Origin of the sequence: Streptomyces sp. NPDC050856 (assembly GCF_040653855.1) — a bacterium.
Classification (GTDB): domain Bacteria; phylum Actinomycetota; class Actinomycetes; order Streptomycetales; family Streptomycetaceae; genus Streptomyces.
On the sequence record NZ_JBFAGV010000014.1, the window covers coordinates 97,538 to 110,435 of the forward strand.

Annotated in this window: 10 protein-coding genes; 3 read left to right on the top strand and 7 right to left on the bottom strand. The window is 67.5% G+C overall.

All coding sequences use genetic code 11. From position 1 onward, the window contains the following. Positions 1-2: 2 nt before the first annotated feature. The 7 genes from AB0H53_RS15655 to AB0H53_RS15685 all read right to left on the bottom strand — a co-directional run bounded on the left by AB0H53_RS15655 (position 3) and on the right by AB0H53_RS15685 (position 9,251). Positions 3-1,151, bottom strand: a complete 1,149-nt coding sequence (locus tag AB0H53_RS15655; RefSeq protein ID WP_362112318.1) for a hypothetical protein — start codon at positions 1,149-1,151, stop codon at positions 3-5. Beyond that, entirely contained in the window at positions 1,138-2,652 is a 1,515-nt protein-coding gene (locus AB0H53_RS15660; protein ID WP_362112321.1) for an N-6 DNA methylase, read from the bottom strand. The genes AB0H53_RS15655 and AB0H53_RS15660 overlap by 14 nt, the downstream gene beginning before the upstream one ends. Position 2,653: 1 nt before the next feature. Then, positions 2,654-3,550: a nucleotidyl transferase AbiEii/AbiGii toxin family protein gene (locus AB0H53_RS15665; protein WP_362112324.1), complete on the bottom strand. Its 897-nt coding sequence runs from the start codon at positions 3,548-3,550 to the stop codon at positions 2,654-2,656. Then, positions 3,547-4,146, bottom strand: a complete 600-nt coding sequence (locus AB0H53_RS15670) for a hypothetical protein (RefSeq protein ID WP_362112327.1) — start codon at positions 4,144-4,146, stop codon at positions 3,547-3,549. Before AB0H53_RS15670 ends, AB0H53_RS15665 begins: the two co-directional genes overlap by 4 nt. Before the next feature lie 85 nt (positions 4,147-4,231). Then, entirely contained in the window at positions 4,232-6,697 is a 2,466-nt protein-coding gene (hsdR, locus tag AB0H53_RS15675) for an EcoAI/FtnUII family type I restriction enzme subunit R (protein WP_362112330.1), read from the bottom strand. A 909-nt stretch (positions 6,698-7,606) separates the two neighbouring features. Beyond that, entirely contained in the window at positions 7,607-8,779 is a 1,173-nt protein-coding gene (locus tag AB0H53_RS15680; RefSeq protein WP_362112333.1) for a hypothetical protein, read from the bottom strand. Next, positions 8,730-9,251 (bottom strand): nuclease-related domain-containing protein, encoded by a 522-nt coding sequence (locus AB0H53_RS15685; RefSeq protein ID WP_362112336.1) that lies wholly within the window; start codon positions 9,249-9,251, stop codon positions 8,730-8,732. Before AB0H53_RS15685 ends, AB0H53_RS15680 begins: the two co-directional genes overlap by 50 nt. A gap of 331 nt (positions 9,252-9,582) precedes the next feature. Here AB0H53_RS15685 and AB0H53_RS15690 point away from each other — a divergent pair, with 331 nt between their 5' ends. From AB0H53_RS15690 to AB0H53_RS15700, 3 genes are all read left to right on the top strand, one after another. Further along, positions 9,583-9,939, top strand: a complete 357-nt coding sequence (locus AB0H53_RS15690) for a hypothetical protein (protein WP_362112463.1) — start codon at positions 9,583-9,585, stop codon at positions 9,937-9,939. Between the two features lie 144 nt (positions 9,940-10,083). Beyond that, positions 10,084-11,904, top strand: a complete 1,821-nt coding sequence (locus AB0H53_RS15695) for a prolyl oligopeptidase family serine peptidase (protein ID WP_362112339.1) — start codon at positions 10,084-10,086, stop codon at positions 11,902-11,904. A 112-nt stretch (positions 11,905-12,016) separates the two neighbouring features. After that, entirely contained in the window at positions 12,017-12,853 is an 837-nt protein-coding gene (locus AB0H53_RS15700; RefSeq protein WP_362112342.1) for an SURF1 family protein, read from the top strand. Positions 12,854-12,898 lie beyond the last annotated feature (45 nt).

A 12,898-nucleotide genomic window follows, 5' to 3' on the forward strand; every position in this document is an offset into this window, starting at 1 on the left:
GGCTACAGCTGTCCGGAGAACGCGGCGTTGAGGAGGGCGGGGCGGACAGCGGTCAGAAGTTCATCGCGGTGGCGCTGGCGGTTTTCAAGGGTCCGAACTTTCTGCATGAATGCATTAACATCGGCTGTCGCCTGCTTGTGGCGGTCGCGCGGAATGCTGGGAATCTCCATGGCCATGAGAAGACCAGAGCGAAGGCGCGGAAGCTGGAGATTATGAGTGGCATTTAGGACCTTGTCCAGAGTGGATTTGCTCCGCAGGCCAGCCGCAAGAAGCTCGCCAGGCATGATGCCGTTAGGACGCAGTACATACTGCTCCACACTACACAGCCCAGCCCGGTCGGAGAGCCACACCTTGTTTAGATACGGGCGCAGGTAACCATAGAGAACATCCCCAGCTGCGAACCTGAACTTCCGTCCCTTCTCATCACCGAGCGGGCGTGATCCGATTCGTGTACCGAGGTGTGGTGCAATGTGTTCCAGGCCCACGAACTCTCTGGCCGGGCTTGGGTCGTCACCAGGATGGACAGTGTCACTTACCAGCGTGCAGGCATCGTCCACCCTAACGGTGCCGGTTGCCCAGCGGGCGAGTACCTGATCGAGCCCAGATACCGCAAGCTGGCGGGCATCTTCCGCACCAGGAGAGACTGCGACCGTTGTGCCAAGTTTCGACATGAGCTTATCGAGCTTGTCGGAGACCCGACGCTGCTCGTCCGGGGCAGGAAGAGACACCGTAGCCTTCTCGAAGTTCTTCGGCGAGAGGGTCTGGTTACGGGCTACAGTCCCCGTTGAAGCTGAACGGATCAATGAGAGTCCGTCCGCGCTCTGGAAATAGTAGTTCAGGTATCGAATATCGACGTCACCAGTAGGACGATAGCTCAGAAACCTAGCAGACCCGACGAAACCCTCCTCACTCTCCGTCGAGATACCGATGGCGCCCTCCCAGGCCATGATGTTACTGACGATAAGCCGACCAGGATGGACCTCAAAATATTTGAGCTTGCTCAGATCACAACCCAAGCAGGGATCACGATGAAAGATCCCGTTGCCGAAAGACTTGATACCGATCTGCCTGTACTCGGCATCGGGATCGACGTCGACGGGGATACGTTCCAGCGTCAGGACGTCACCAAGCTGAACCTCATTCACCTCCACAGCTGACCCCTACCTCGTCGCGCAGCTCCTTCAGCAGCCCCAGAATCTCGTTCTCCGTCTTAATGAGCTCATTCACAAGATCCTCCGGCGATCGATGCGCCAGGTCCTCCCCACCATGCGGATTCGGGATGTCGAGGTTGAAGCCCGCCTTTTCGATCTCAGTAGCCGCTACCTTCCACGCATTGCCGCCCTCTTCGCGGCCCTCCCGTTTTGCACCGCCCCACCACTCCACGCACGGCTCGAACTCCTCGAACCGCATCGGCTTGGTCTTGGTATAGCTGCGGCGGCCATCCGGAAGGGGGAGCTCGTAGAACCAGACCTCCTCCGTTGGCTTGCCCTTCTCGAAGAACAGCAGGTTCGACGGAATCTGCGTGTACGGCGCGAAGACGCCCTGGGGCAGGCGGACGATGGTGTGCAGGTTGCACTCCTTCATCAGCTTCTGCTTGATGCGAGCACCGATGCTGTTCTCGCCGCTGGTGAAGAGGCTGCCGTTCGGCAGGACAATCGCGCAGCGTCCGCCCTTCTTCAGCTGATCAAGGATGGCGTGCAGGAAGAGCCAGGATGTCTCCTGAGTCTGGTAGCCCTTCGGGAACTTCTCGACCACTGACCGCTCTTCCTCACCCCCGAACGGCGGGTTCGTCAGCACCACGTCCACCCGGTCCGCTGCCGTAGCGTCCCGCATCTGCAGCAGGGCGTTCTCTCGGACCAACCGTGGCGCGCCGATACCGTGCAGCAGCAGGTTCATGCTGGCCAACAGGTATGGGAGCGACTTCTTCTCGATGCCGCGGATGTCGTCGTGCAGCTGCCTGCGCTGGGTGTCGGTCTCCACGCGCTGCACTAGGTCCTCGTATGCCTGGACCAGGAAGCCTCCAGTACCGCAGGCCGGGTCGAGAATCGACTCTCCGAGTCTGAGGAAGGATTGCTGCACCATGAAGCGGTTGACGGGGCGAGGGGTGTAGAACTCGCCGGAGTCGCCGGCTGCGTCTCGCATCTCCTTGAGGATCGACTCGTAGAGGAACGCCATCGTGTGGATGTCGTCCGAGGAGTCGAAGTGGATCTCGTCCACCAGGTTCACCAGGTCCCGTAGGAGGGTCCCGGACTGCATTCGGTTGTTGACGTCCTTGAAGATGGTCGACAGAACGTTCCGCGGGTCCTCGGCGTCGCCGTCGGCGCCCTTCAGCCCGGCAAGATGCGGGATGAGTTCGTCGTTGACGAAGGTCTTCAGCTCGTTGCCGCTGAAGTCCGGCTTCGTCGCCCAGTCCTCCCACCGGTACGGCTTCTCGATCGCCGGACGGTAGTCGGGATCAAGCAGCGGCCCTACCTGCTCGACACGCTGGTCGAACGCCTTGAGGAACAGCAGCCAGGAGAGCTGGGGGAGGCGGTCGAGGTCACCATTAAGTCCGGCGTCCTTGCGCATGGTGTCGCGTGCCGACTTGATGACGGACGCGAGTCGCGCCCTTGACGTGGTGGCCACAGCCGCCTTCTTCTTGGTGGACGCCATCTCAGTCTTTCTGCTTCGGTTCGGCTTCGCCGTTGTCAGATGCCTCGCACCAGAATCCGCACACCAAGTCGAGCGCGGCGTCGAGTCGAGGGGCAGTATCGGTGAGGCCCTCGGCCAGTTCGGGGTAAATTTGGGCCCAGCTCGGTGGTGGTTCCGGGAGCACCGCTGGCACCTCATGTGTCGCCCGTACGGCGAATACATGTCGTACGGCATCGACTACGGATGTGTCCGGGACCAGGCCGCTCTCGATGAGTAGTACCAGGTCCACCAGGTCCTTGACTCTGGTGTTGGGTCGGTCGCCGTAGTCGCGGGTGAAGGCGTGCAGCTTCTCGGCAAAGTGCTGCCGGCGATCCACAGCCTCGATGTCCCGGGGCGGAGTTCCGGCGAAGCCCAGGGTGTTGGGCAGCGGAAGCCTCTCGGTCAGGGCGATCTCCTCTCCCCGTGCGACGACATCGATGCGTACGGTCGCGAAGGTCCTGCCCGCCAGTCGGGACTCGACGGAGAAACGCCAGCCGCCCCGCCCTGCCGTGTCCGCCTTGAGCTCGATGGGAGGGGACACCTGGAACAAAAAGCCATCCTTGTCCTCGTCCACTGCGAGTACGTCGATGAGGAGTTCACGCACTGCTGGGCCGTCAAGTCCCGGTTCGCCGTCCGGGCGGGCAGCGAGGTCCATGTCCTTGGTTGTTCGCGCTCTGCCACGCAGACGGAACTCCATCACTGCCCCGCCTTTGAGGACCCAGCCCGCTGCCAGGTCAGCGGAGAGGCGGGCTGCGACTCGGTCGAAGACGACGAGACGGCGCCGCCTGGCTAGGTCTGTACCAGTATCGGCTGCCTGTTGCTTGAGCCGGACCTCAAGAGCCCGCCGGAGCGCGGTGGCGTCACGATAGCGATCGGTCACTGCGTCTCCTGAAGCGCCCGCTCGATACCGAGTTCCGCTCGTGCGCCCAGCCGCTGGGCCGTGTGCAGGAGGCGTCGCCGGGTAGCCAGCCCCCGTACCAGAGCCTCGGCGACGGCGGAGTCCACTACGTCCTGGTCCACCTGCGCGGCCGCGCACTCGATGATCGCCCGTACCGGTGTCGTCACGCGGTAGCCGTCGCGCTCCTCGATCTCGTCCTGGGCGAGTTCGGCCCGGTGAAGGGTCACGGCATCGTCTTTCTGCCGAAAACCGGGACGGACTGTGAGGTGGATCTGTGAGGGGTTGGCCGTCCCCAGGTCGTGGACAGACAGGGCGGTGGTGTGGGAAACGATCGCGCGCCCCTTGCTCCACAGGAACCAGCGGACCAGATGGTCGTCCTCACCACCGGGCAGGACGTCGAACTCACGGAAGCGGTAGATACCACGGTCGACGGCCGTCCAGTTGCCACGCTGAGCGTGGTACCGCTGGGCTTGATACGAGTACCCAGCCTCAAGCGCCTGAGCTGCTGTGAAGTAACCACGCTGCCCGCTGGCGATGCGCCAGAGGGCAGCCCTGGTGTCCGTACGGTCCCTGAGCACCTTCCCAGCCTATCAGGTACGAATACCTAACAGTCGTCTTTAGTTTAGCGTCCCCTATCAACATCAAACTACAGTTTTACTTTACTCATGAAGCTTCCAATAGCCGCTTGCTCAGCTCGTCAATGGCCTCGTGCAGAGACTTGGCGCCGCCGAAGCGGTTTGCCAGCTCGACCACCGAACCCATCTCGGTGAACGGGCGCACCCCGAGGGTTTCCGGCTTGAGCTGGGGCGAGCCATGCTCGGCGAACTTCAGCAGCATCTCCTCCAGCACCTGTCGGGCTTGAGGCTGGAAGGACTCCAGGAAGTCACGGTGCTCGTGCAGGAACCGGTACAGCCGTTCCTCCCGGCTGACCAGCGGCAGTCCCCAGGCGACGTTGAGAAGCAGGTCGACCGGATCGACATCCGGGCTGCCGAACTCCTCAGGCAGTTCCTCCGCCTCGACGTCTGCGGTGTGCAGGATGGCCATGAGTTCGCGCCGGCTCTTGGCGACGGCCCACTGGGAGCGCAGCTTGTCCGGTGCAAGGTCGAGTTCGAGTACGCGGTCGTGTACCCACTGCTGGATGGTCACCAGCCTCATAGTCCGGCCGTCCGTGTCGAGCTGGTAGCGCCGCTCGCCCCACTTGTAGACGTGTACTCCGTTGACCACGTAGCGCCTGCCGCGGGATTGGATGCGGTCCACCTCGTCAGGGTCGTCCACCCTGCCATCGGCACGGGGCTCGTCGAAGCTGCCGCCCTCCGTCTGGTCGTACGCCGCCTCGGGCTCGGCCACGCTCTCCGAATCGATCTCGTCGCCCTCGGGAGTCTCCGGTGCGCTCCCGACCACATGCCCTTGCTCGTCGGCGGTATCGCGTACGACGCGGAGAGGAGGACCGTCGAACCCGGGGTCGTTGAAGAGCCGGGTGGCCTCGACGAAGTCGATGATGTCGAAGGACCCCTTGCCGATCTCCGGGCACAGGCGGGTGCCCCGACCGATGGTCTGTTTGAACTCGGGCATCGAGCCGATGCGCCGGAACAGGACGATGTTGCGTACGGCCGGCAGGTCAATACCGGTGTTGAGCAGCTTCGACGTCACGGCGATCACTGGTTCGTCGGATTCGTCCTTGCGGAAGTCATCCAGCAGAGCCCGGCCATGAGGGCCGTCGGCGTCGGTGATCCGCACGACATAGTCGTGGTGCGCCTGCACCTCCGCCGAGGCCGCATTGAAGAGGGCCGTGCGCATGCGCGCGGCGTGGTTGTTGTCCTCGCAGAACACGATGGTCTTGCCGTGCTTGCCGTCCTCCGCGGTGGAGCGCAGGTAGTCGATGACGTACTGCGCCGCCGCCTCCGTGCGCTCCAGGATCACCATGACCCGCTCGAAGTCCTTCGGGCCATAAACGCCCTCCGGGATTTCGTTCCCGTACTTGTCCCGCTGCCCTGGCTCGGTTTGGTAGCCCTCCATGTCCACGTTGAGCCGGACCCGGCGCACCCGGTACGGGGCCAGGAAGCCGTCCTCGATGCCGTCGGCCAGCGAGTAGGTGTAGACGGGCTCGCCAAAGTAGTCGAAGGTGTCGGCCTCCTTCTTACTGATCGGGGTGGCGGTCAGCCCGAGCTGGGTCGCAGGTGAGAAGTGCTCCAGCACGCGACGCCACTGCGAGTTGTCCCGGGCGCTGCCCCGATGGCACTCGTCCACAATGACAAGATCGAAGTAGTCGGGTTCGTAGCGACGGAAAAGTTCCTCCTCATCGCCCTTCTCCAGCGCCTGGTACAGAGCGAAGTAGATTTTCCGGCCTCGCACGGGCTCGCCACTGATCTTGTGGACGTCGTCTTGGCCGAAGACGGGGAGAAAGTACTTGTCCTTGGGGTCGTCGACAAGCATCGAGCGGTCCGACAGGTACAGAACCCTGGGCTTGCGGCCGGAGGTCCACTGGGACCTGTAGAGCTTGGCAACCGTCTGAAGGGCCACCATGGTCTTCCCTGTACCGGTGGCCAGCACGAGAAGGATCCGCTTTTGCCCTGCGGCGATGGCCGCGAGGGTGCGGGCTACCGCGACGCGCTGGTAGTAGCGCGGCCGCTTGGCGGTGTTGTCCGAATTTCGCAGTGTGTGATCGTAGGGGGCGGCCAGGAGTTCGCGCCCGACGCTGGAGTCCGCCTGCTGGTCGGCCAGATAGCGGCTCCACAGCTCCTCGGGGGAGGGGAAACGGTCGAGCTCCCGGATTGTGGGAGCAGTACCGCTGTAGTCGATCTCCACGATCTGCCGGCCGTTGGTGGCGTAGGCGAAGGACAGCCCGAGCTTCGCAGCGTACCGACGAGCCTGCTCCACACCGTCGTTGGCATCGACGCGGTAGCGCTTGGCCTCGACGACACCGATGGGAACGTCCGGCGCGTACTCAAGCACATAATCGGCAACCAGAGGGTCGCCGTAGACGTGCCGCTTCGGCGTGGGCGTGAGCCGGCCGTCGTTGATGCGGAACTGCGGGCGAATCTGATCACTGGTCCACCCGGAATCCGCGAGGGCAGGTATGACCAGTGCCCGGCACGTCTCGTCTTCTGTCATCCCCTGTGCAGCTATCACCACACGGAGAGTAGTACCGCCGATCGCGGCTGTCCTCACCGTTGGCGAGATCCAGCCTCTCCCCGATCGAAGCGGACGGTGTCGCCCCCCGTCGCTCACTCAGACCGGAGAACATGCCCTGCGTGCGGCGCGGCCTAAAGCCCTGCCACCCATACCTGCGTCCATACGCAAGCTAGCAATGCGGGGCTCCCCTCCCAGAAGCCACGAACGCACGAGCCCAGGGGACACGCGGCGGAGAACCAGAGCCGTGAACCCCGAGCAGGATAGGAGCTTCCTGAAGGGTAGTGAGCGCGGGTGTGCCTACTGATGCGCATAAAATGCCCATCACACCACGTATCCGCAGTTTAGAGCCGTTTTCCCGTTGAGCCTAGGGGAGTCGAACCCCTTCCGTATTGCGCAAATTCGCTCAAGCAACGCCATGCGCGGGAGCGGCCCCCTAACTACCAGAGCAGCGCTTGGGAGAAATTTGGGAGAAGATCTTCTCCCAGAGCCCCTGCGAAACCGCCCTAGAACAATCCACACCAACATCTTGACCTGCTCAAACGTCAGCATCGGCAGGCATCGGCCCTGCGTGACCTTCGTTCGGGACGAAGAGGTCGTGGGTTCAAATCCCGCCACCCCGACAGCTGAAACACCAGGTGAGGCACCTACTGAATGCAGTAGGTGCCTCACCTGTTTCCGTCTGCGCGCCTACCGCTTCTCGCGTGCCTACGCCCGCTGTGGGTCGCGCCGAAGATCCGTTCATGACCACGGCGCCGGTCTGGATGACGGGCCGGATCTGATCCGGTGGACCTCCTCGGTCACGGCCGTCCCGGAACGCGCCGGCAGAGCTGGCGTGCGCTGGGACTTCCGGGTCCTGGTGTCCCCGCCTCGCCGGACCGAGCGCCACACGAGAGGCTGACCCTGGTTTCAGCGACCGCCGCGATCCTTCACTGACCGCCCTCCGGGAGGGGCGTCTCGGGTGCGGGTCGGCATGCCGGTCCTTCCCGGCGGGGGAAGCCCTCCCGAGGGCGCTGGTCCGGGTTCACGCTGCCCAGCCAGAGCACGTCGCGGGCCCGGGTCATGGCCACGAAGAGCTGGCTGCGAGCGAGTTGTTCCCGTTCGGACCGGGTCTCGGGGGCTTCGGCACCTCTCGGTGCGACGGCGTCGTACCTCGGGAGGTACCCGCTTGAACTCCAGCCCCTTGGCCCGGCGGTAGCTGCCCAGCTTCACGCCCTCGGCGGGGCTGCCGTCGTAGTGCTCCAGGAGGCACACGGGGAGGCCGGCTCGGGTCAGGAGGCCCTGGTAGTGGCCGATGGCGCCCTTGGACGGGCACAGGACCGCGGTGTCCGCCCGGGCCTGCGGGGGCAGGGAGCGCAGGGCGTCCACCAGGGCCCGGTCGTGCTCCTCCAAGGTCTTGGCCGTCACCCGGACCACCTCGCCCTCGTGGTACGTCACATCGACTTCCCGGGTGCGCTCGTACGCCTCGTACAGCGCCCACACCGCCTGCCGGTGAGTCCTGCGCAGCACAGTGCGGCGTCGGCGCCTCGGTACGGCGGCGTATTCCTCGAAGGTGGTGAGGCCACGCCCTTTGATGACGTAGTCGATCTCCTCGCGCCAATAGCCGGGCATGGCGTCGATCTCGGCGAGGCAGCTTTCCCGGCCTACGTGCTTCCAGGCGAGGCTGAAGGCCGTTTCGGCCTTGTCCCCGTGCAGGCGCACCGGGACGCCGCGACTTTGCAGGTACTCCTGTGCCCAGGAGTGCAGGCTGCGGAAGTCCACCCGGTCGGAGAGCACCGGCGCCATGGCCCTGAGGAAGGTTCTCTGGACCCGGGGCAGGTTGTTGGCGAAGGTGACGTACAGGACGCGTCCGCCGGTGCGTTGGGCGAGATGCGCCGCTCGGTGCAGGCCGACCACCGTCTTGCCCGTGCCGGCGGGGCCGCTGATCCGGGCGGGGCCCTCGTGGTCACGCCGGACGAGTGCGACCTGATCCGGGTGGAGAAAGGTCATCCACCGCTCGATGGGGGCCCGGCGCGCTTCGGCGAGGGCCGCCTCACGCAGTCCGTCCAGGTCGAAGAGCCCATCGGCTTCGCTGCCTGTCACCGGCTCCCGGCCGAGCGCGGTGCGCCCGACCGCCGAACTCGTACTCCGGGAAGACCCTCTCCAAGTGATCGGCCAGCGCCCGGACCTGCGCGGTCCGGAGCCGGTGCGTCTCGGCGAGCAGAACCGGTCCGACCTCCCGTTCCCCGAGCGGCCGGACCCTGCCCACCTCGGCGTCGAAGCGCCGGCCCGCGAACACCATGACCGGCCGTACCGCCACGGGGGAGAGCCCCAGGGCCGCGACCGCGCCCTCCGCGGCCTTCGTCACCGCCAGCAGTCCGCGTATGTGCTCGTGCCGGGACTCGCCGCCGGCGCAGAGCCGCCCGCCGGAGATCTCGGGGGCGGCCCGCCAGTTCTTGACGTCGACGACGAAGACGCCACCGGGCCCGACCAGCAGCATGTCCACGTTGGCGGCACGCGTTCCCGGCCAGCGCCGGTCGACCAGCAGCCGCCAGCCGCGCTCGGTCAGCAGCAACAGCTGGGCTGCGACGCTCCGCTCCCCCTCGCACCCGGAGTAACGACCGTAAAGCGCGACGCGACTGTTCCAACAGGGCGTGTATCGACCGCCCGGGCCGCCGGGACAGTGCCGTGACCGGGGTTCGACGGGTCACCCGGGTGGGCCGCTCCCGGTCGCCGGGGGCGATGGCGGGGCGCAGGCTCGGAGCGTCGGCTGGACGCATCGGACGGAGAGGGGCGGCATGAGTGACGCAGGCGCGGGCGGCGGGGGCCCGGGGCACCACGCGTACGCCCATCACACCGCCCCCTCCGGCGGCGGCGGGTCGTCGTCGTGGGCGACGGGCGGGGCGATGTTCGCCGGGGTGCTGATGCTGGTGCAGGGGGTGCTGGGGATGCTCCAGGGCATCGCGGGCATCGCCGAGGACGATGTGTACGAACGCGTCGGTGCGTACGTCTTCGAGTTCGACGTCACCGCCTGGGGCTGGATCCATCTGGTGCTCGGGCTGGTGGTCGCCGCCGTGGGCGCGGGCGTCCTGGCGGGGGCGGGATGGGCCAAGGCGACCGGGGTCGCGCTGGCCGCGCTGGCGGTGATCGTAAACTTCATCTGGCTGCCGTACCAGCCTGTCTGGGCCGTCATCTCGATCGCGGTCGGCGTCTTCGTCATCTGGGCGCTGTGCGCCGAGGACACCCCGCCGGCGCTGCGCTGAGGCCCACTGGGCGGCGGTGGGGGCGGCCGTGGTGCGGCGCGGGGGTGGAGTGGACCTGACGGTGTCCGCCGTCCCGTCCGGGAGTTGTCCACAGGCTGAGGACCGTGCTGACGGAATGTGGGCGCGGCAGAGCATCATGGGGGCATGACTGAGACCACCACTGACACAGACGCCGTCATGCCCGATTGGGAGAAGCGGTTCCGGGCCGCCCGGGTGTCGCTGCCCGACTGGGCGGAGCAGGCGCCGGCCCGGTCGTTGTTCGTGTCCAACGCGAGCGGGACGTACGAGCTGTACGCCTGGGACCGGGACAGCGGTGAGCAGCGGCAGGTCACCGACCGGCCGAACGGGACGACGGACGGCGTACTGTCGCCCGACGGCGAGTGGATCTGGTGGTTCTCGGACACCGACGGCGACGAGTTCGGCATCTGGATGCGCCAGCCGTTCACCGGCGGTGAGGACGTGCCGGCGGCGCCGGGACTCGAGCCGTCGTACCCGTCGGGGCTGGCGATGGGGCGGGACGGCACGGCGGTGGTCGGCCGGTCCACGGACGAGGACGGTTCGACCGTCCATCTGGTGCGGCCCGGGCTGCCGCCGGTGGAGATCTACCGGCACCGGGAGTCGGCGGGGGTCGGGGACCTTTCGCACGACGGCACGCTGATCGCCGTCGAGCACACCGAGCACGGTGACGCCATGCACTCGGCGCTGCGGGTACTGCGGCCGGACGGTGGCGTGGTGGCCGAGCTGGACGACACCGAGGGCGGTACCCGCGAGCTGGGTCTGTCGGTGCTCGGCTTCGCGCCGGTGGACGGGGACACCCGGCTGCTGGTCGGCCACCAGCGGCGGGGACGCTGGGAGCCGATGATCTGGGACGTGGTGGCGGGGACGGAGACGGACCTGGCGCTGGACCTGCCCGGTGATGTGTCGGCGGAGTGGTACCCGGACGGGTCGGGGCTGCTGATCATGCACAGCTTCGAGGCGCGCGGTGAGCTGTGGCGGTACGAGATCGCCACCGGGGACCTGGTGCGCGTGGACACCCCGGCCGGGACGGTGTCGGGGGCGACGGCACGGCCCGACGGCACGGTGGAGTACCTGTGGTCGTCCGCCGCGCTGCCGCCGGCGGTGCGTTCGACGGCCGGCGGGGTGGTGCTGGACCCTCCGGGCATGAAGGCGCCGGAGTCGGTCGCGGTGGAGGACGTGTGGGTGCCCGGGCCTGGCGGCCGCGTCCACGCGCTCGTGCAGAAGCCGGCCGGCGCGACGGGGCCGCTGCCGACCGTCTTCGACATCCACGGCGGGCCGACCTGGCACGACAGTGACGCCTTCGCCGCCGGCCCGGCCGCCTGGGTGGACCACGGGTACGCGGTGGTGCGGGTGAACTACCGGGGCTCCACCGGATACGGCCGGGAGTGGACCGACGCCCTCAAGCACCGGGTCGGGCTGATCGAGCTGGAGGACATCGCGGCGGTCCGCGAGTGGGCGGTCGCGTCGGGGCTCGCCGACCCGGCGAGGCTGGTGCTGACCGGCGGGTCGTGGGGCGGGTATCTGACCCTGCTGGGGCTCGGTACGCAGCCCGAGGCGTGGGCGGTGGGTATCGCGGCCGTCCCGGTCGCGGACTACGTCACGGCCTACCACGACGAGATGGAGGCGCTGAAGGCCCTGGACCGCACGCTGTTCGGCGGGTCGCCGGAGGAGGTCCCGGAGCGGTTCGAGGCGTCGTCGCCGTTGACGTACGTGGACCTGGTGCGGGCCCCGGTCCACATATCGGCGGGCGTCAACGATCCGCGCTGCCCGATCCGCCAGGTCGAGAACTACGTGGACCGGCTGGCGGCGCGGGGCGCGGAGCACGAGGTGTACCGGTACGACGCGGGGCACGGCTCGCTGGTGGTGGAGGAGCGGATCAAGCAGGTGCGGCTGGAGCTCGCCTTCGCCGCCCGGCATCTGGAGGGGGGCGGCGGCGCGGTCCGGTAGCCGGGCGGAGGACACGGGTGGCGGCGGGTACGGCGGTGGCGGCGCGGGGCCGGGCCCTTCCGGCCGGGGCCCCGGCCGGAAGTAGGGTGAGCGGATTCCGTACCGTGGGGGTGTGTACCGGTTCCTGACGACGCCCCGCTGGTGGGGGATCAACATCTTCGTAGCGCTGGCGATCCCCTTCTGCGTCTTCATGGGGACCTGGCAGCTCGGCAGGTTCGAGGACCGCGTCGACTCCCACCAGGAGGCGGAGCGGCGCCCCGATCCGGGCAGTGTGGAGGCGGCGCCGCTGGCCGAACTGCTCCCGGTCGACAAGGAGACGTCGGGCCGTCACGCCACGGCGACCGGGCGGTACGGGCGGCAGTTCCTGGTCCCTGGCCGGGAGCTGGACGGCAGGACCGGGTCGTACGTCCTGACCCTGCTGCGCACCGACGAGGGCAGGGCGCTGCCGGTGGTCCGCGGCTGGTTGCCGGCCGGCGCCCAGGCGCCCGCCCCGCCGGCCGGTGAGGTCACCGTCACCGGTGCGCTCCAGGCCTCCGAGAGCGCCGGCTCCAAGGGGGTGCGCGCGGCGGGCGGGCTGCCCGAGGGGCAGGTCGGCATCATCAGCGCGGCGTCCCTGGTCAACATCGTGCCGGACGACGTCTACGACGCCTGGATCACTCTCATCGACGCCCCGGCGGGCATGAAGCCGGTCCCGGCCGCGGCGCCGCAGGGCAGCGGGCTGGACCTGAAGGCGTTCCAGAACCTGGGTTACACGGGCGAGTGGTTCGTGTTCGCGGGATTCGTGCTGTTCATGTGGTTCCGGCTGTTCCGCCGCGAGGTGGAGGCGGCCCGGGACGCGGCGCTGGGCCTGGAACCCGAGACGGCCGCGGCGCCGGCCGCGGTGTCACCCCCGGCACCGGCCCGGGAGGCCGCCGCCGAGGTGGCCGCCTCCCCCGCCGACCGGACCTGAGCCGCCGGGCCCTGCCGGCCGGGCCCGGCCGGCAGGCGTGGGCCA

What these genes read in the sequence shown, in the direction of transcription:
- AB0H53_RS15690 (WP_362112463.1), top strand. Translation starts at nt 9,583, where the DNA reads ATGTTCGCCGGGGTGCTGATGCTGGTGCAGGGGGTGCTGGGGATGCTC.
- AB0H53_RS15695 (WP_362112339.1), top strand. Translation starts at nt 10,084, where the DNA reads ATGACTGAGACCACCACTGACACAGACGCCGTCATGCCCGATTGGGAG.
- AB0H53_RS15660 (WP_362112321.1), bottom strand. Translation starts at nt 2,652, where the DNA reads ATGGCGTCCACCAAGAAGAAGGCGGCTGTGGCCACCACGTCAAGGGCG.